The sequence below is a fragment of the Novosphingobium sp. BL-S-32 genome, from assembly GCF_056857055.1.
This window is the reverse complement of record NZ_CM166476.1, coordinates 1,480,556-1,497,960: the sequence shown is the minus strand read 5'-3', so window position 1 is coordinate 1,497,960 and position 17,405 is coordinate 1,480,556. Positions and strand designations below refer to the sequence as shown.

Here is a 17,405-nt window from a genome sequence, read left to right as displayed (position 1 = left end):
AATCAACGACGGCCGTGATGGCGTAATAAAATTACCGTGAAATCGGGTGCTGCGCTTTTTCATAACGCCGGCCTTTCCTTGGCCCGGGCTTTCCTTTAGGCGCGGCCACTATGGAACAGCCAATTCTCACGATCGCCGCGGAGCCCGAAGGGCCCCTGCTGACTGCCGACGACGTTCGCAGCGCGGCCGGCCGCATTATTGGCAAGATCGTCCGCACGCCCACGCTCTATTCGACCACGCTGAGCGCGATCACCGGCGCCGACATCTGGCTCAAGTTCGAAAACCTTCAATTCACCGCCGCCTACAAGGAACGCGGCGCGCTCAATGCCCTTCTGCTGCTGGATGAAGAACGCAAATCGCGCGGCGTGATCGCCGCTTCCGCCGGCAACCACGCGCAGGGCCTGTCGTACCACGGCACGCGGCTGGGCGTGCCCGTGACCATCGTCATGCCGCGCACCACGCCGACCGTGAAAGTCATGCAGACCGAGAGCGTGGGCGGCAAAGTCGTGCTCGAAGGCGAAAGCTTCGACGAGGCCTATGCCCATGCCCGCAAGCTTGAGACCGAACTGGGCCTGACCTTCATCCACCCGTTCGACGATCCGCATGTCGCGGCGGGGCAGGGCACTGTCGCGCTCGAAATGCTGGAAGACGTGCCGGAGATCGACACCCTGGTGCTGCCGATCGGCGGCGGCGGGCTCGCCTCTGGCATGGGCACGGCGGCGCGCGCGATCAAGCCGGACATCCGGCTCGTGGGTGTCGAGGCACAGCTCTATCCCTCGATGTACAATCTGCTCAAGGGCACCAGTCTGCCCATCGGCGGAGACACGCTGGCCGAAGGCATCGCCGTCTTCGCGCCGGGCCAGTTCACCTCGAAAGTGCTGCGCGAGCTGCTCGACGAGTTCCTGCTGGTGAGCGAATCGGGCATCGAGAGCGCGCTGGCGCTGCTGTTGCAGATCGAAAAGACGCTGGTCGAAGGCGCGGGCGCCACCGGCCTTGCCGCCGTCATGGCCAACCGCGAGCTGTTCGCGGGCCGCAAGGTCGGCATCGTGCTCTCGGGCGGCAATATCGATACGCGCCTGCTCGCCAACGTGCTGCTGCGCGATCTTGCCCGTTCGGGCCGTCTCGCGCGCCTGAAGATCGGCTTGCAGGACCGCGCAGGTGCGCTGTTCAAGGTCGCCAAGGTGTTCCAGGAGCACAATGTGAACATCATCGAGGTGTTCCATCAGCGCATCTTCACGCACCTGCCCGCCAAGGGACTCGTGACCGAGATCGAGTGCGAGGCGCGAGACCGGGCGCAGCTTGATGCCCTCGTCGCCGCGCTGCGCCGCGAAGGTTATGAAGTGCGACAAGTCGAAACCGACTGACCTTGCGAAGTATCCGTTTGGAATCGGGCAAGATCCCGATTCCAAACGAACTTCCCGATTTAGACCGGTGGCGTGACGCGCTGGATTCGGAATGAGTCTCGGAGCGGGTTTGCGGCGCGGCCCGGCTGTTGCCTGAACCATCGGGCGCCCCGTTACGGGACAATAGACGGTTAACGGCGGGCCTCCGGTCCGATTTTGCCGCGAACAGCTCCATATTTGTGGTTAAAAGACTTTCAACACCTCGCGGGCGCATGCATATTCAGGGCAGACACGGATAGGCGGCTTAAGAAAAGTCCGTCTACCGTCAGCCAGAGGATAGACTGCGCCCGTGACGGCTCCCGTTCGCTTTCCCCGGTTCTTCGTGACCAGCCCGGCGCCGTGCCCCTATCTTCCGGGGCGCAGCGAGCGCAAGGTCTTCACCGAACTCAAGGGCCCCCACGCGGATTCGCTCAACGATGCGCTCGGCCGGATCGGTTTCCGCCGCAGCCAGACGGTGGCCTATCGCCCCTCCTGCCTCGATTGCAACGCCTGCATCTCGGTGCGCGTGGTGGCCGACGAATTCGTGCCCTCGGGCACGCAGAAGCGCCTGATCAAGCGCAACAGCGACCTTGTCGCCACGGTCTGCCGCCCCTGGTCCACCAGCGAGCAGTTCGAACTGCTCCAGCGCTACCTTGCGGCGCGTCACCCCGAAGGCGGGATGACCTCGATGGACGATGTCGACTTTGCCGACATGGTCGAACACACCCCCGTCACCAGCTACGTGATCGAATATCGCGAGCCTTCGGTGGACGGCGTGACTCCCGGCCGCCTTGTCGGCGCCTGCCTGACCGACCGCCAGTGCGACGGTCTCTCGATGATCTACAGCTTCTACGATCCCGCGCATGAGCGGCAGGGGCTGGGGACCTATATCATCCTCGACCATATCAGCCGCGCCAGTGAGATGGGGCTGTCCTACGTCTATCTCGGCTACTGGGTCGAAGGCTCGCCGCGGATGCAATACAAGGTGCGCTTCCGCCCGATGGAAAAGCTCGGCCGCACCGGCTGGGAACGCTTCACCGCCGAAGAGCAGGAACGCCTGATCGCCGCCGCCGTGGCCAATCCCCGCAGTCGCGCCGATCTTGGTGAGAATGCCCGCAAGGACGGCGTACCCTCGATCGCGCGGTGACGCCGCGCAGCGGCTGACTCCCGAGCGCGCTGCGGTAGAATTCGGCCGGTTCGCGGCCTGGGTGGGAGCGCTTCATGGCGGCTATCGGTATTGGCGGCGTGTTCTTTCGGGCGGATGATCCGGCGGCCTTGCAGGCGTGGTATCGCACGCACCTGGGCGTGGCTCTCAACGATTCGTATCAGTGGATGCAGCAGGCCGGGCCCACCGTGTTCATGCCCTTCGCGCGCGACACGGACTATTTTCCCGCTGACAGGCAGTGGATGATCAACTTCCGCGTCAACGCGCTGGATCCGCTTCTTTCGGCGCTGCGCGAGGCCGGGATCGAGGTCACCACCAATCCGGAATGGGATACGCCCGAGACGGGCAAGTTCGCCCGCATCCACGATCCGGAAGGCAATCCGATTGAATTGTGGGAGCCCCCCGCCGAATGAGCGGCGCTCAGTGGGCCCCGCCTTCGCCGAGAGGGGCCAGATCGGCGCTGGCGGGCTTGCGGTGCGCGGCCAGACAGGTCAGCACGGCAGCCACCATCAGGACGAAGGCCGCCGATTCGAACACGGTGGGCAAGCGATGCTCCCAGACGAGCGCATAGGCGAGCGCGAAGAGCGTTTCGAACAGGATCATCTGTCCGACCATTGTCAGCGGTAGCAGGCGGCTCATCCGGTTCCACAGCGCATTGCCGGTGATCGAGGCGAGCACGGCGACGCCGAGCGAGACCGAGAGGAATGTGGTCCATTGGGCGGAGCTGCGCGCGGCGTCGGCTTGCCACAGCGCCAGCGGCACCAGCAGCAGGCTTTGCAGCCCGGTGACGACGCCGATCAGCAGGTTCCAGTCATGCGCGGATACCGCGTCGAGCCGGGTGAGCCAGCGGCTGTTGCCCACCGCGAAAGCGCTCCACGAAACAAGCGCGCCGAATGCGCAGGCAAGCCCCAGGGCGCGTGTCGCCAGCGGCGTGTTCCCCGGTGACGCGATGGCCTGCCAGCCGATGCAGATCACGCCCGCCGCGCAGAGCAGCAGCGAAGGCGCCAGCCGCGCGAGCGATACCGCGCCATGGTCGCGGCTGCCAACTACAGTGACCGTCAACGGCAGGAAGCCGACGACGATGGATGCCATGGCGATGCCTCCGATCTGCACGGCATTGGCAAGCAGCACGAAGTAGAGCGTGTTACCGGCCAGCGCTAGCCAGACGAGCGCGATCCATGCTTCACGCGAGAGGTGCGCGGTGATGGATTTCCAGCGCGAGGCGAGCAGCAGAGCCGAAATCGCGCCGTAGCAGAGGTAGCGGCCGATGGTGAGTTCGAGCGGGCTGAACGCGCGCGCCAGTTCGGGCGCAAGGAATACCAGCCCCCAGAGCGCGCCCGCACCCACGCCGCACAGCACGCCGAGCAGTGTCGAGCGCGCGGCGCCCGTGCCCTCAGCCATGCTTCCCGCCATTTCCATCTTCCCACTCCACGATGCCGATGCGGCGAGACATATCATCACCGTGGTGAGGCGTGTGCTCTTGATTCGGCTTCAGAATGCAACAAAAACCCGCTTCATGACCAGACGAACCGCACCGACCGAGCAATCCCCGCCATCTTCCGGCCGCCGGCTCGATTCGTTCGACCGGGCCATCCTGCGCATCGTCCAGCAGGACGCGCGGACGCCGCAGCGCCGTATTGCCGAGGCCGTAAACCTCTCGGCCGCGGCGGTGCAGCGGCGCATCGCGGCGATGGAGGCAGCGGGCGTGATCGTGCGCAATGTCGCGCTGGTCGATCCCGAGGCGCTGGGGCAGGGCATCACTTCGATCGTGCAGGTGAACTTGCGAGACGAACGCGCACCGACTGTCGATGCCGCCAAGGCATTGTTTCGCGCCCGCCCCGAAGTGCAGCAATGCTACTACGTCACTGGCGGCGTCAGCTTCGTTCTCGTCATCGTCACCAGTGACATGCGCGCTTACGAGGCGCTGACGCGCGAGCTGTTTGCAGAGAACGACTGCATCGCCAGCTACGGTTCGCTGATCGCGCTCGACCGGGTGAAGGTGGACACGGGGATCGTGATTCCTCCACCCGGCTGAGCGGGCGAAGTTCAGGGCGTGCCGTAGAGCTTCGCCTCATCCGCCCGCCGCGCTTTCAGGCCCGCCATCGGCTTGTGGTCGTTGAAGATCCACTTGGCGAATTCCTGCTGCGCCTCGGCGAACTTGCCCTGCCTGTGCAGCTTGCCCAGGGTCGAGGAGGCAATCGCACCGGTATTGTACTGGAACGAGACGAGGGCATCGAACTGGTTCGGCGTGGTCGGGGCATCGCCGATAAAATGCGCGACCTGGCCCACGTAGGACTTCATGTCCTCATCGAAGCGTTCGTCGCACTGGGCTTGGGTCCAGACCGTGCCTTTCCGGATGTCGGGGCCGGTCGATCCTCAGCCGATGGTCCAGGGCTTGCCGTCGGCGCTGCCGGGGTCGGGATAAGCATCGAACTTGCCATCGGCGCGGTGCCGCTCGCAGCCTTCCCATTTCTTGATGAGCTTGGCGCCCGCCGCACCGAGCGTCCGGCCCGAAGCGTCGGGCACCGATGCAGGTTCGGGCGGCGTGGGTTCCGGTGCGGTAGTGGCGGGAAGCGCGGAGGTGGCGAGGTCGATCGCCTCGTCCAGTGCATCGACTTCGGGCTGCGTGAACGGGCGGTCCAACAGCTTGCGGACCGCATCGAAGATCGGTTTCCTGTTCATGTCCTGTCCTTCTCGATCGCGTGAACGGAAAAGGCGCGTTCCCGAACCGCCCGATTCGATGCCGAGCTGGACGGGGGCGACTAGATCGCAGTTTCCGCTATCTGTCGAGAAAAGAACATATAGTGAACAAAACTTAATCGTCGCGGCCAAACGCGCCGATTTCCGTGAGATCGGAGCCTAAGCACATGGACTTTCGCAAGGATTCTCTGCTCGCACCGAGCGGCGCCGCGTCCTTTTGCTCCGATGGACTAGATCTTCCGGAGGACCCCGCTCACCGGAATGGCGATGCTCGATCCGCCAGCCACGGGGCTGTCCTCGATCGTCGCCTGCGATCCGTCGTCGGCGGTCACGGTGATGGCCTCGCCGGTCTTCGAGAACGTCACCGTGCCGCCGCCCAGTGTCGGCATCGTCACTTTGCCGGTCCTGCTGGCGGCGATTGCGGCGGCAATATCCTCGGGCGTCATGTAGCCGGTGAGCATGTGATTGCGCACCAGCGCGGCGAGAGCGGCGTGGTCATTGGCCTCGATCAGCGCCTTGCCCTTGTCGCCCAGCGCGTCGAAAGCATCGTCCTCTGGCGCGAGCAGGGTGTAGCTGCCCTTGTCGTTGAACACGCCCTCGATGCCGGTGGTCTTGAGCGCTTCGGCCATGGTCTGCATGCCGTCGGCATCGTCCAGCACTTCGGGCAGGGTCGCGCTCGCAGGTGTCACTGCGGCGGCCGGCGTCTCACTGGCGGTTTCGGCGGCCGGGCTCTGCTTGCCCGAACAGGCGGCCAGCCCCAGCGCGGCGGAGACGGTCAGGGCCAGTGCGAGCGCAACGGGCAGCGGTGCGGCGAGGAGGGCGTTGCGCATCGGAGGCATTTCCTTGGAGCAGGTCAGGCGAGCAGTTCGATCGCCGCCCGCACGAGGCGGGTGGCGGGATCGATCTGGTAAATTGCGCCATCTGAATAGCGGTATAACGCATCGGGCCCATCGAAGTACTGGTCTCGATAATTGTAAGGCACGTTGTAGACGTCGTAGCCCGCCGGCATCGGCTGGCCCACCGCGATGGCATCGCCGGTAAGCAGCGCCGCAACAGCAGTAATCGCCGCGTTGGTCGGAGCCACGCGGTAGATCACACCGTCATAGTAGCGATAAGTGCTGGAGGGGCCGAGGTCGTAGTAACGGGTGTAATGATCCGGCAGGGCCACGGCGTTATAGGCACCGGGCCAGGATCGCCCGACCGCCAGCGCCCCGCCGAGCAAGGGGACGTAGCTGGCCACGGCGCTGTTGGGGCCGAGGCGGAGCAGGTAGCCGTCGGCGTAGCGATAGCCGGTGTTGCGATCGTAGGCGCCGTACCAGTCGGGCTGGTTCCAGCGGTGGTGGACGGGCTCGGCCAGCGCGGGCGGCGCGCAGTTCTGGTAGCGGGCTCCGAACCCCGGCGGGCAACCCTCGAAACTGCGGCGCTGCGCGGCGGTGGCCCAATCGGACCGGCTGGAGGTGGTGACGACATTGACACGGTCATTGGTCGGCACCTGGAACGACCGGCCATGCGCGTCCCGATGGGCGACTTCGCGCACATCCTCGCGAATCGGCCGCTGGCCCGTGCGTTGCTGCTGCCAGCGCTGCTCCTGTTCGCGCCGTCGCTCGGCTTCCTGCTGCTGGCGCGGCTGAGCCGGGATCTGTCCGGGCCCCACGTCCTTGGGGGCATCCGGAGCCGGTTGGCGCTGATCCTCGCGCGGGAGCGCGTGGGGCGATGCTTCGGGGTGCGGCTGGGCAGGGCGCGTGCTTTCCTGCTGTCTGGACTCGCCTGGCCGTGCGTTTTCGCGAGGTGGCGGGGCGTCCTGTCGCGGGCCCTGCGGGGAAGGGGCTTGCGGCCCGCCTTCGCGCTCCGGCGTGCCGTGGCCTTCGCCCGGTTGCTGCTGCGCGCTTGCCGGCGGGGTAAGCGAAAGCAGCGCCAGCGTCGCGGTTCCCAGCGTCAGCGTGCTGCGGATGCGGACCATCGGGAATTCCTTTCGATGAGGGGCAACGCCGCATCAGGGCGGCTGTTCCCCGCAGCCGCATCGTAGGGAAACGCACAGGAAACGAAAAGGGCGCCCGGATTGCTCCGGGCGCCCCACTCGGCGAACTGATGCTCCTTCCCCGAAAGGAAGGATGCGCGATCAGGCGCTGTAGTACATGTCGAATTCAACGGCCGACGGCGTGGTTTCCCAGCGCAGCACTTCGGGCCACTTGAGTTCGAGGTAGGCTTCGATCTGGTCCTTGGTGAACACGCCGCCTTCGAGAAGGAAGTCGTGGTCAGCGGCCAGCGAGTCGAGCGCTTCACGGAGCGAACCGCAAACGGTCGGCACTTCGGCGAGTTCGGCCGGCGGCAGATCGTAGAGGTTCTTGTCCATGGCGTCGCCAGGGTGGATCTTGTTCTTGATGCCGTCGAGGCCAGCCATCAGCAGCGAGGCGTAGCACAGGTACGGGTTGGCCATCGCGTCGGGGAAGCGGAATTCCACGCGCTTTGCCTTGTCGCCCGCACCGTAGGGGATGCGGCACGAAGCCGAACGGTTGCGCGCCGAGTAGGCGAGCAGCACGGGGGCTTCGTAGCCCGGCACCAGGCGCTTGTAGCTGTTGGTGGTCGGGTTGGTGAAGGCGTTGAGGGCCTTGGCGTGCTTGATGACGCCGCCGATGAAGTACAGGCACATGTCCGAGAGACCGGCGTAGCCGTTACCGGCGAACAGCGGGCTGCCCTTGTCCCAGATCGAGATATGCGTGTGCATACCCGAACCGTTGTCCTTCATGATCGGCTTCGGCATGAACGTGGCGGTCTTGCCGTAAGCCTGTGCGACCATGTGCACGACGTACTTGTAGATCTGCATGCGGTCGGCAGTGGTGACCAGCGTGCCGAAGGTCAGGCCGAGTTCGTGCTGGGCAGCAGCCACTTCGTGGTGGTGCTTGTCGCAGGGCAGGCCCATTTCGAGCATGGTCGAGACCATCTCGGCGCGAATGTCGACAGCCGAGTCGACCGGAGCGACCGGGAAGTAGCCGCCCTTGGCGCGCGGACGGTGGGCGAGGTTGCCCACGTCGTAGTCCTTGGCGGTGTTGGTCGGCAGTTCGATGTCGTCGATCTTGAAGCCGTTGCCGTCGTAACCGTCGTAGAACTTCACGTCGTCGAACATGAAGAATTCAGCTTCGGGGCCAACGTAGACGGTGTCACCGAAACCGGCCGAGCGGACGAACGACTCAGCGCGCTTCGCGGTCGAGCGCGGATCGCGGGCATAGAGTTCGCCGGTCGAGGGTTCGACGATGTCGCAGAACACGATCAGCATCGGGGTTGCCGAGAACGGATCGACATAGACGGCGTCAAGGTCGGGCTTGAGGATCATGTCCGACTCGTTGATGGCCTTCCAGCCTTCGATCGACGAACCGTCGAACATAAGGCCGTCTTCGAGCTCATCCTCGGTGAGGATCGTCGAGACCATGGTGAGGTGCTGCCACTTGCCCTTCGGGTCGGTGAAGCGCAGATCGACCCACTCGATCTCCTCGTCCTTGATCTTCTTCAGGACGTCCTTTGCACTAGCCATTATCTTGGTTCTCCAGTGATGCTCTTCCGCCTGCGAAAGAGTCTTTCGGGTTTTGGCATTCTTGCGGGAATGGATGGCCCCCCGACCATCCATTCCCGATCCGGCCCCTTTCTGAATTCAGCAAAGGGCTGGAAAAGCTTTGTGCGGGAATGCCTGCCGGTCAGAAGACAGGCGGGGGCTTCCCTTGAATTCAGTTCGGCGCTCCTGGTTTAGAGCGCGTCGTCGTCGCGCTCGCCGGTGCGGATGCGCACGGCGGTTTCGATCGGCACCACGAAAATCTTGCCGTCGCCGATGCGGCCGGTCTGCGCGGCGTCCGCGATCGCTTCGACCACGCGTTCGGCCAGCGCGTCGGGCACGACCACCTCAAGCTTCACCTTGGGCAGGAAGTCCACCACGTATTCGGCGCCGCGATAGAGTTCAGTGTGGCCCTTCTGGCGGCCGAAACCCTTGGCCTCGGTAACCGTGATGCCCGAGACGCCCACTTCGTGCAGCGCTTCCTTCACTTCATCGAGTTTGAACGGCTTGATGATAGCTTCGATTTTCTTCACGCCTGTCTAGACCCCTGCGCTTGTTTCCCGGCTTCTTCCGATGAGGAGTCCGGTCCCGGGAACCAGCTGCCTCGCGCGCGATTCCCATCAAGAATCGTGCCAATGCGGATGAGAAAGTCCTAGGCGAAGTGTGCAGGCGCGAAAAGCCCGGATTTGTACCTTTTACCATGGCTGTTTAGCAGCCTTATGCGGGTAAACCCCGGCGGAGGCACAACTTCTGTTCAAGAAACAGGCAGGGCGTGCCTGAAAATTGTGCAGGCGGCGTCCGCGTGCCCGGTGTTCAGGCACAGCCCCAAGCGGCATGGTTAACGCCATGCCGTGGCCCATGCGAAAAGCGCCGCAGGTCCGGTTCGGGACCTGCGGCGCTCATGTTCGTTCAGCTGGAAAGCTTTGTCCAGACGGATGTCTGGAGCTTCAGAGCCGGAGTCCGGCAGTCTCCGGAAGGCCCGCCATCAGGTTGAGGTTCTGCACCGCCGCCCCGCTCGCGCCCTTGCCGAGATTGTCGAGCATGGCAACGAGGCGCGCCTGCGTGCCGTCCTTGGCACCCAGCACGCGCAGCGTCAGCGAGTCCACCGGTTCCATCGACGCGCGCAGCAGCAGTTCGTCGGGCTGGTCATCGATCACCGAGACGATCGGGCTGCCGGCATAGAACTCCGCCAAGGCGTTACGCAGTTCGGCGGGGCTTCCGGCGTTCTGCATGACCGAGAGGTGCAGCGGCACTTCCACCAGCATGCCGCGATGCGCGGGCACCACGGCCGGCGCGAACAGCGGCGCATGGGCCAGGCCGACATGCGTCTGCATCTCGGGCACGTGCTTGTGGCCAAGGCCGAGGCCATAGGCGCGGAAAGCGATATCGCGGTCTTCCTCGAACCGGCCGATCAATGCCTTGCCGCCGCCCGAATAGCCGGAAACGGCGTGGCAGACGTAAGGCCAGTCGGCCGGCAGCAGGCCCGCGCGCACGAGCGGCGCGACAAGGGCGATGAAGCCGGTGGGATAGCAGCCCGGATTGCTGACGAAGCGGGCGGCGGCAATCGTCTCGCGGCCGACCAGTTCGGGAAAGCCATAGGCCCAGCCCGGCGCGACGCGGTGCGCCGAAGAGGCGTCGATCACGCGCGTGGTGTCATTGCGAATCATGCCTACGGCGGCCTTGGCGGCATCGTCGGGCAGGCAGAGGATCACGAAATCGGCGGCATTGAGCGCCTCGGCGCGGGCAGCGTCGTCCTTGCGGCGCGCGTCATCGAGAACGATCAGCTCGAACTCGTCGCGCCCGGCAAGCCGCTCGGCGATTTCAAGGCCGGTGGTACCGGCCGCGCCGTCGATGAAGACGCTCTTTGCCATCAGCCCTGAACTCCCGCACCGGCAGCCGCATCCATCGCGGCGATCCGGTCGAGCGATACATAGCCGACCTGGCCGTCCTCGCCCAGCTGGCCCCAGGCCCAGCTTCCGGCAATGTCGAGCACGTTGAAGGTCTCGCCCTCGGGCAGGTCGCGGATGGCATCGGCGTCGTCGCGGCCGGTGGCGCGCAGGACGGCACCTGCCGCGATCCGATGCGGCATCGGCACTGCATAGTGCGGCACGAAGCAGCGCCCGGCGAGCTTGATGTGCGCCAGGTCGCCGCGAACGGGCAGGCAGCCGGGATCCGCGGTCACGCTCGGCCCGGTCATGGCAAGTTGTCCATCGATCCGGGGAGGGCGGGTAAAGGAATCCTCAGTGGCCAACGTGGGTAAATCTCCAAATGCAAGGAGCGCGCGCTTAGCGGGGGCGCGCACTTTTCGCAAGGTTGGGCCGTCAATCGATGAACGCCGCTCTTACGGCGTTCCTTTGCGAAGCGCGGTTCAGGCCTTGGCGGCGGCACCGCCGTAGCGTGCTTTCAACATATACCACGCCGCCCGCAGACCCAGCGCATCGCCGCCCTTGGGACGGCCCGGCCGGGCGGCGGGGCGCCATGCGAAAGTGTCGAAATGGGCCCAGTCGATGTCCTTGGGCAGGAAGCGGTCGAGGAACAGCGCGGCGGTGCTCGATCCCGCAAAACCGCTCGATCCGGCATTGTTGATGTCGGCCAGATCGGACTTCAGATATTCGCGGTAGCCGTCGTAAAGCGGCAAGCGCCAGCAGGGATCGTCCACGGCCAGACCGGCATCGAGGATCTCCTGCGCGGTGCTGTCCTCGCGCGTGAACAGTGCGGGCAGGTCCGGGCCCACCGCCACGCGCGCGGCGCCGGTCAGCGTGGCAAAGTCGATCACGAGTTCGGGCTCCTTCTCGCCCGCGCGGGTGAGCGCATCGCCCAGAATCAGACGTCCTTCGGCATCGGTATTGCCGATCTCAACCGAGATGCCCGCGCGGCTGCGCAGCACGTCGCCGGGGCGGAAGGAATTGCCCGAGATCGCATTCTCCACCGCCGGGATCAGCAGATGCAGGCGCACCGGAAGCTGCGCACCCATGATAAGCCGGGCAAGGCCAAGGGCATGCGCGGCGCCGCCCATGTCCTTCTTCATCAGCAGCATGCCGGCGCCCGGCTTGATGTCGAGACCGCCCGAATCGAAGCAGACGCCCTTACCGACGACGGCGATCTTCGGATGCTTGGGGTCGCCCCATTCCAACTCGATCAGGCGCGGCGCATGGGCGCGGCCCGCCGCGCGGCCGACGGCATGGACCATCGGATATTCGCGTTCGAGCATTTCCCCGCGCGTTACCCGTACTTCGGCGCGGAACGCCTTGGCGAGCGATTCGGCCTCTGCCTCAAGATGTCCCGGCCCCATGTCCTCGGCGGGCGTGTTGACGAGGTCGCGGACCAGTTCGGTCGCCTCGGCCTCGGCGATCATGGCGTCGATCGCCTTGACCTCGGTGGTCAGCAGCACGCGCGGGCCTTCTTCCGAAGGATCGGAGCGATAGCGGTCGAAGCGGTACTGCCCGGCGATCCAGCCGAGCATGGCCTTTCCGGCCTCGCCGCCTGTGCAGCGATAAGTACCGGCGGGCAGCACATCGGCCAGCTTGCCGAGGCACCAAGAGGTCAGCTTCGCCGGATCGGCAACGCCTGCGATCACCGACCAGCCGTCGCCATCGCTCACGATGGCATGGCTGCCCGCATCGCCCACGAATTTCTGCGCATCCAGCGCGGCGCGCTGTGGAACCGGCAGTCCCTTGAGGAATTGCTCCATTCCATCGCGCGTGACGAGATGGATGGTCACGGCCTTCTGGCCGCGGTCGGGCTGAATCAATGCGTTCTTGTCGCTCATGGCGGGATTCTCTAGCCTCGCAGCGAGCGTGAGCCGAGAGGAAAATGATGCGAAATCGCGGATGGCTGCTGACCCCCGTGGTCACGACGATGCTTCTGACCGCCGGTTGCAAGGCCGGGACCACGCCCAACCCGAGCGAAACGGTCACCGAAACCGTCACGCAGGAGGCGGTCGTGACCGAGGAAGCGAGCGAGCCAGCGGCCGATGCCAGCGCCGTTCCCGCCAGCGACCCGGTCGGCGGCGGCCGCTCGGAGAAGGTCGAGAACGACCTTTACGAATTCAGCTATTCCTACCCCGACGCGGCGGGCTCGATCCCCGGCCTGAAGGCGGAGCTTGATAAGCAGCTTGAACAGGCGCGCTCGGAACTCATCTCGTCCTCGCGGACTGATCGGGGCGAGGCCAAGAAGCAGGGCTTCCCCTACCACGCGCACAGCTACGGGGAGGACTGGAAGGTCGTGGCCGACCTGCCCGGCTGGCTCTCGCTGTCGTCGCAGCTCTATACTTTCACTGGCGGCGCGCATGGGATGAGCACGTTCGAGACCCTGCTATGGGACCGCCACGCTGAAACCGTGCGCAAGCCGGAGGACCTGTTCGTCAGCAAGGCAGCACTCTCGAAAGCGCTGCGCACGCCGTTCTGCGCGGCATTGGACAAGGAACGCGGCAAGCGGCGCGGCGCCCCGGTCGCCTCGGGCAGCGACGAGATGTTCTCGGACTGCATCGATCCGGTCGAGCAAGTGGTGATTCTGGGATCCACCAACGGGCAGACGTTCAACCGCATCGGCCTGCTGGTGCCGCCCTACAATGCGGGGCCTTATGCGGAAGGCAGTTACGAGATCACGCTACCTGTCACCGCTGCCGTGATGGCGACGCTGAAACCGCAGTACCGCGCGAGCTTTTCGCTGGGAAAATAAGCGCGGAAGGCTGCGGCTGCATGAAAGGCAACCGTGACTGCGCACTCCCGATTCGCATTTTCAGCGCGGCCTCGCTATCTTGGTGGACATGACCGAATACCAGACCGTCGAACCCGGAAACGAAACCGTCCTGCGCGACGGCACCATCAAGCTGCACGGGCCTGAGGGCTTCGAGGGCATGCGCAAGGCAGGCCGCCTTGCCGCCATGATTCTCGACGAAATCGCGCCGATGGTGCAGCCGGGCGTGTCCACCGCCGAGATCGACGACAAGGTGCGCGAACTGACGCTCGACGGCGGCGCCGTGCCCGCAACTCTTGGCTATCGCGGCTATGCGCATTCGTGCTGCATCTCGATCAACCACGTCGTCTGCCACGGTATTCCGTCGGAAAAGACAATCAAGGACGGCGATATCGTCAATATCGACGTGACCCCGCTGCTCGATGGCTGGCATGGCGACACCAGCCGCATGTACCTGGCCGGCGATGTCGCGCTGAAGGCCCGCCGCCTTGTCGACGTGACGTACGAATGCCTGATGATCGGTATCGAGCAGGCCAAGCCCGGCAACCGCGTGGGCGACATCGGCGCGGCCATTCAGGCCTATGCCGAGTCGCAGCGTTACGGCGTCGTGCGTGAGTTCTGCGGCCACGGCCTCGGCCGCCTGTTCCATGACGCGCCCGAAGTGGTTCACGCCGGTCGCCCGGGCACTGGGCCGCTGCTCAAGCCCGGCATGTTCATGACCATCGAGCCGATGATCAACCTCGGCAAGCCGCCGGTGAAGCTGCTTTCGGACGGCTGGACGGCGGTGACGCGCGACAAGTCGCTCTCGGCGCAGTTCGAGCACTCGATCGGCATTACCGAAACGGGCTGCGAGATCTTCACGACCAGCCCCAAAGGCCTCCACAAGCCGCCTTACGCCTGATCGTTACCGATTGAGGCAGGCAGGATATCGCCCCGGCGCATGTGCCGGGGCGTGACCTCGTTTGCATGTCATGACAGCCTCCCCGGCAAAACCGAGGAGAGATTGCCATGGCCACCGCAGCGATGGACTTGTCAGGCGGAGTTCCCGAAGAGCGTGAATTCGTCGTGGCCGAAAAGCCCGACGATGGCCTCCGCGATGCCGTGAACGTCTGGATCGAGGAGGAAAACGGCCTCTTCGCCATGCGCATCGGTGTCGAAGCGGTGGGCTCGCACTGGGATCGCCACGAGTTCTGGCTGGACGTCGCTTTCGCCGATGGCCGCCTGCTCTCCAAGCGCGGGGATGGCGATACGCACGCGCCCTACGGTGCCGATGGCCGCCCCACCGTGCGCGGCACCGGCCCCGTCCGCTTCGAATGCGTGGAGCCCTTCCGCCGCTGGACTGCGACCTACAAGGGCCAAGTGGCCGAAACCACGGCGCAGGAAATCATCGACAATCCCGGCTTCGAGGAAACGGCTTGGGCCGACCTCGAAATCGCCGTCGACATGGAAATGGCCGCGCCGCCTTGGGTGCCGGGCTCGCTCCTTCCCGAAGCCGCCGAGGCATTGGGGGGCGAGCAGGGCAGTTTCATGAGCCCGCGCTACGAACAGCTTTTCCGCTGCACCGGCACGCTCACCGTCAATGGCGAGAGCCGCCCGTTCAAGGCCAATGGCCTACGCATCCGCCGCACCGGCTTCCGCGCCTTTGCCGGGTTTTGGGGGCATTGCTGGCAGAGCGCCGTCTTCCCCAGCGGGCGGGCCTTCGGGTTCAACATCTATCCTCCGCGTGACGATGGCGGTCTCAATTACGCCGAGGGCTGGATCATCGATGCGGACGGCACTCGCACGCCCGCGCGTCCGGTGCAGGTGCCGTGGTTGCGGCGTTTCCTGACCGGGGGGGAGAACGTGTCCTTCGTGTTGGAAACCATCGACGGGCGCCGCGTGGAGATCGCGGGCGAGACGTTCATCAATACTCGCTCGCGCGGCGGGCATGTGTTGCCGCCGGACTGGCCGAAGGACTTCCCGCTCGTGCAGCAGAGCCACGCTTTCTACACCTGGGATGGCGAGCGGACGACGGGCATGATCGAGCGGTCGAGCAAGCCGAGTGTGATGGAGCTTTAGGCCGCAACTCTCGTTCGGATCCCCACTCAAACCAACCCCCAATACTCCCCGTCGTCCCCGCGCGGGGGGGACCCCGCTTGTTCTTTGAGGCGAGGTAAAAAGGCAGCGGGGCCCCCGCCTTCGCGGGGGCGACGGAGTTTAAGGAACTGGCCGGTCTGATTGTGCTGACGTCAGGGCTTTGCCGCCTCGGCCGGTTCCAGAAACACCAGGCGAAAATCCTCCCGCTCCACATCCGCCAGAGTGTGCTGGGTAAAGCGCAACAACCCGTCCTCCGGATGCAGGAAATCCCGTGCCCCGCCTTCGCGCGCGAGCACCGACTGGCTCTCCCACCCTTCGCGGAATTCCGGACTTTCGTTCTGGAGCCATTCCACCACGGCAGCGACGCGCGGGTCGCTCATCACACGCCCGTAGTCGCGGCGAAACTCGGCGAGCAGGCGCATGGCGCGGGTGTGCCAGTCGGGCAGCAGGCTGCGCGCGGCGGGGTGAGTGAAGACGTATCGCAATAAGTTGGGCGCGCTTTCGCTGTCGAACAGTCCTGCAAACAGGCGGCGCGCGGCGGCATTGGCGGCGCAGACCGACCATGCCGGATCCAGCGCATAGGCCGGGAAGGGCAGGGCGGCCACGGCGGCGGTAATCGCGGGCGGCGCGGCCTCGCGCGGAGCGGCGAAGGGATCGGCGGGATCGCGCCGCTCGGCGAGCGAAAAGAGGTAGTCGCGCTCGGCCGGCGAGAGGCTGAGGGCACCGGCAAGGCGGCCGAGCGTTTCGGCGGAAGGGCGCACTTCGCGGCCCTGTTCGATCCAGGCGACCCATGTGGTGCCGATGGCGGCGCGGGCGGCCAGTTCCTCACGCCGCAGACCGGGCGTGCGGCGGCGGCGGGCATGGCCTTCGGGCGCGAGCCCTTCGCGGCGGGCGCGGACGAAGGCGCCCAGCAGGCGGCGTTGTTCCTCGGTGGACATGGTGGCGGTTATAACAGGATAATTATCTACATTGTAACAGGCTAAATTGCGTTCATTTGAGGCGGCGAAAGGAGATCGACCATGACCGATCAGACTGAATATGCCCCGACGCAGCATGGGCTGGCGAAAAGCCAGTTCGGCGAAATGTCCGCTGCCTATGTGACCAGTGCCGTCCACGCCTCAGGCGCGGATCTCGAAACCATCGCCGCCCGCGCGCTCGTTGCCGCGCCGCGCCACGCGATCGATCTTGGCGCGGGCGGTGGGCACGTGGCTTACGCCATGGCGCCGCATGCTGAGAAGGTGACGGCCTGCGATCTGTCGCCGGAGATGCTGGAACAAGTCGCTGCCGAGGCTGTTCGGCGCGGCCTCGGGAATATCGCGGTGGAAGCGGCGCCTGCTGAAGCGCTGCCGTTCGCGGATGAGAGCTTCGATTTCCTCGGCTGCCGCTTTTCCACGCACCACTGGCGCGATGCTGAAGTGGGCCTGCGTGAGGCGCGGCGGGTGCTGAAGGCGGGTTCGCCGGCGATCTTCGTGGACGTGGTGGCGCCGGGCGATGCTTCGGCGGACACGCATCTGCAGGCCGTGGAACTGCTCCGCGATGTCAGCCATGTGCGCGATTACACGGTGGCACAGTGGATCGCGATGCTGGATCGCGCCGGGTTCACGGTGCGTGAGGTACGAACCGCGCGGCTGCGGATGGACTTCCCGGTCTGGACTGCCCGCATGCGCACTCCGCCCGAGCGGGTGGCGGCGATCCGGGCGCTGCAGGCAGTCGCTCCGGCTGAAGTGGCGGAATGGTTCGGGATCGAGACGGATGGTTCGTTCACCATCGATACGGTGACGATCGAAGCGGTTTAGGTCGGGACGATCAATGAAGTTCCTCCCCCTCAAGGGGAGGAACA

General features: G+C 65.4%; 19 protein-coding genes. 8 read left to right on the top strand and 11 right to left on the bottom strand.

All coding sequences use genetic code 11. The annotated features are described in order from the left end of the window. Window positions 1–110 precede the first annotated feature (110 nt). The 3 genes from AC1VVK_RS06855 (at window position 111) to AC1VVK_RS06845 (ending at window position 2,960) form a co-directional block, all read left to right on the top strand. Window positions 111–1,364, top strand: coding sequence for a threonine ammonia-lyase (locus tag AC1VVK_RS06855; RefSeq protein ID WP_132387247.1), 1,254 nt, complete (start codon window positions 111–113; stop codon window positions 1,362–1,364). 328 nt (window positions 1,365–1,692) lie between these two features. Further along, window positions 1,693–2,529 carry an arginyltransferase gene (locus AC1VVK_RS06850; protein ID WP_482904886.1) on the top strand — a complete coding sequence of 279 codons (837 nt, stop codon included), beginning with the start codon at window positions 1,693–1,695 and terminating at the stop codon, window positions 2,527–2,529. A 74-nt stretch (window positions 2,530–2,603) separates the two neighbouring features. Next, the gene (locus AC1VVK_RS06845; protein WP_482904885.1) at window positions 2,604–2,960 is read left to right on the top strand and encodes a VOC family protein; all 357 of its coding nucleotides are present in this window, start codon (window positions 2,604–2,606) and stop codon (window positions 2,958–2,960) included. Window positions 2,961–2,967: 7 nt separating this feature from the next. Here the strand turns inward: AC1VVK_RS06845 and AC1VVK_RS06840 are convergent, their stop codons facing one another. Further along, window positions 2,968–3,948 (bottom strand): DMT family transporter, encoded by a 981-nt coding sequence (locus AC1VVK_RS06840; RefSeq protein ID WP_482904884.1) that lies wholly within the window; start codon window positions 3,946–3,948, stop codon window positions 2,968–2,970. 115 nt (window positions 3,949–4,063) lie between these two features. Between AC1VVK_RS06840 and AC1VVK_RS06835 the strand changes: the two genes are divergently transcribed. Further along, window positions 4,064–4,582, top strand: coding sequence for an Lrp/AsnC family transcriptional regulator (locus tag AC1VVK_RS06835; protein WP_482904883.1), 519 nt, complete (start codon window positions 4,064–4,066; stop codon window positions 4,580–4,582). 11 nt (window positions 4,583–4,593) lie between these two features. Here the strand turns inward: AC1VVK_RS06835 and AC1VVK_RS06830 are convergent, their stop codons facing one another. From AC1VVK_RS06830 to AC1VVK_RS06790, 9 genes are all read right to left on the bottom strand, one after another. Then, window positions 4,594–4,905 (bottom strand): lysozyme, encoded by a 312-nt coding sequence (locus AC1VVK_RS06830; RefSeq protein ID WP_482905129.1) that lies wholly within the window; start codon window positions 4,903–4,905, stop codon window positions 4,594–4,596. 18 nt (window positions 4,906–4,923) lie between these two features. Beyond that, window positions 4,924–5,229, bottom strand: coding sequence for a hypothetical protein (locus AC1VVK_RS06825; RefSeq protein ID WP_482904882.1), 306 nt, complete (start codon window positions 5,227–5,229; stop codon window positions 4,924–4,926). 248 nt (window positions 5,230–5,477) lie between these two features. Next, the gene (locus AC1VVK_RS06820; protein ID WP_482904881.1) at window positions 5,478–6,077 is read right to left on the bottom strand and encodes a fasciclin domain-containing protein; all 600 of its coding nucleotides are present in this window, start codon (window positions 6,075–6,077) and stop codon (window positions 5,478–5,480) included. Window positions 6,078–6,100: 23 nt separating this feature from the next. Next, window positions 6,101–7,207, bottom strand: coding sequence for a hypothetical protein (locus AC1VVK_RS06815; protein ID WP_482904880.1), 1,107 nt, complete (start codon window positions 7,205–7,207; stop codon window positions 6,101–6,103). Window positions 7,208–7,366: 159 nt separating this feature from the next. Beyond that, entirely contained in the window at window positions 7,367–8,776 is a 1,410-nt protein-coding gene (gene glnA, locus AC1VVK_RS06810) for a type I glutamate--ammonia ligase (RefSeq protein ID WP_132387234.1), read from the bottom strand. A 209-nt stretch (window positions 8,777–8,985) separates the two neighbouring features. Beyond that, entirely contained in the window at window positions 8,986–9,324 is a 339-nt protein-coding gene (locus AC1VVK_RS06805; protein WP_021233466.1) for a P-II family nitrogen regulator, read from the bottom strand. Between the two features lie 414 nt (window positions 9,325–9,738). Further along, entirely contained in the window at window positions 9,739–10,662 is a 924-nt protein-coding gene (argC, locus tag AC1VVK_RS06800; protein WP_482904879.1) for an N-acetyl-gamma-glutamyl-phosphate reductase, read from the bottom strand. Continuing rightward, on the bottom strand, window positions 10,662–10,988 hold the full coding sequence (locus tag AC1VVK_RS06795) for an SH3 domain-containing protein (RefSeq protein WP_132387230.1): 327 nt from the start codon (window positions 10,986–10,988) through the stop codon (window positions 10,662–10,664). Before AC1VVK_RS06795 ends, argC begins: the two co-directional genes overlap by 1 nt. A 171-nt stretch (window positions 10,989–11,159) precedes the next feature. Continuing rightward, window positions 11,160–12,560 carry a leucyl aminopeptidase family protein gene (locus AC1VVK_RS06790; RefSeq protein WP_482904878.1) on the bottom strand — a complete coding sequence of 467 codons (1,401 nt, stop codon included), beginning with the start codon at window positions 12,558–12,560 and terminating at the stop codon, window positions 11,160–11,162. A gap of 44 nt (window positions 12,561–12,604) precedes the next feature. Between AC1VVK_RS06790 and AC1VVK_RS06785 the strand changes: the two genes are divergently transcribed. From AC1VVK_RS06785 to AC1VVK_RS06775, 3 genes are all read left to right on the top strand, one after another. Further along, window positions 12,605–13,471 (top strand): DUF4163 domain-containing protein, encoded by an 867-nt coding sequence (locus tag AC1VVK_RS06785; RefSeq protein ID WP_482904877.1) that lies wholly within the window; start codon window positions 12,605–12,607, stop codon window positions 13,469–13,471. Window positions 13,472–13,559: 88 nt separating this feature from the next. Continuing rightward, the gene (map, locus tag AC1VVK_RS06780) at window positions 13,560–14,390 is read left to right on the top strand and encodes a type I methionyl aminopeptidase (RefSeq protein WP_132387497.1); all 831 of its coding nucleotides are present in this window, start codon (window positions 13,560–13,562) and stop codon (window positions 14,388–14,390) included. A gap of 107 nt (window positions 14,391–14,497) precedes the next feature. After that, on the top strand, window positions 14,498–15,547 hold the full coding sequence (locus AC1VVK_RS06775) for a hypothetical protein (RefSeq protein ID WP_482904876.1): 1,050 nt from the start codon (window positions 14,498–14,500) through the stop codon (window positions 15,545–15,547). Between the two features lie 170 nt (window positions 15,548–15,717). Here the strand turns inward: AC1VVK_RS06775 and AC1VVK_RS06770 are convergent, their stop codons facing one another. After that, the gene (locus AC1VVK_RS06770) at window positions 15,718–16,503 is read right to left on the bottom strand and encodes a helix-turn-helix domain-containing protein (protein ID WP_482904875.1); all 786 of its coding nucleotides are present in this window, start codon (window positions 16,501–16,503) and stop codon (window positions 15,718–15,720) included. Between the two features lie 81 nt (window positions 16,504–16,584). Between AC1VVK_RS06770 and AC1VVK_RS06765 the strand changes: the two genes are divergently transcribed. After that, window positions 16,585–17,361: a class I SAM-dependent methyltransferase gene (locus tag AC1VVK_RS06765; RefSeq protein ID WP_482904874.1), complete on the top strand. Its 777-nt coding sequence runs from the start codon at window positions 16,585–16,587 to the stop codon at window positions 17,359–17,361. Window positions 17,362–17,405: the final 44 nt, after the last annotated feature.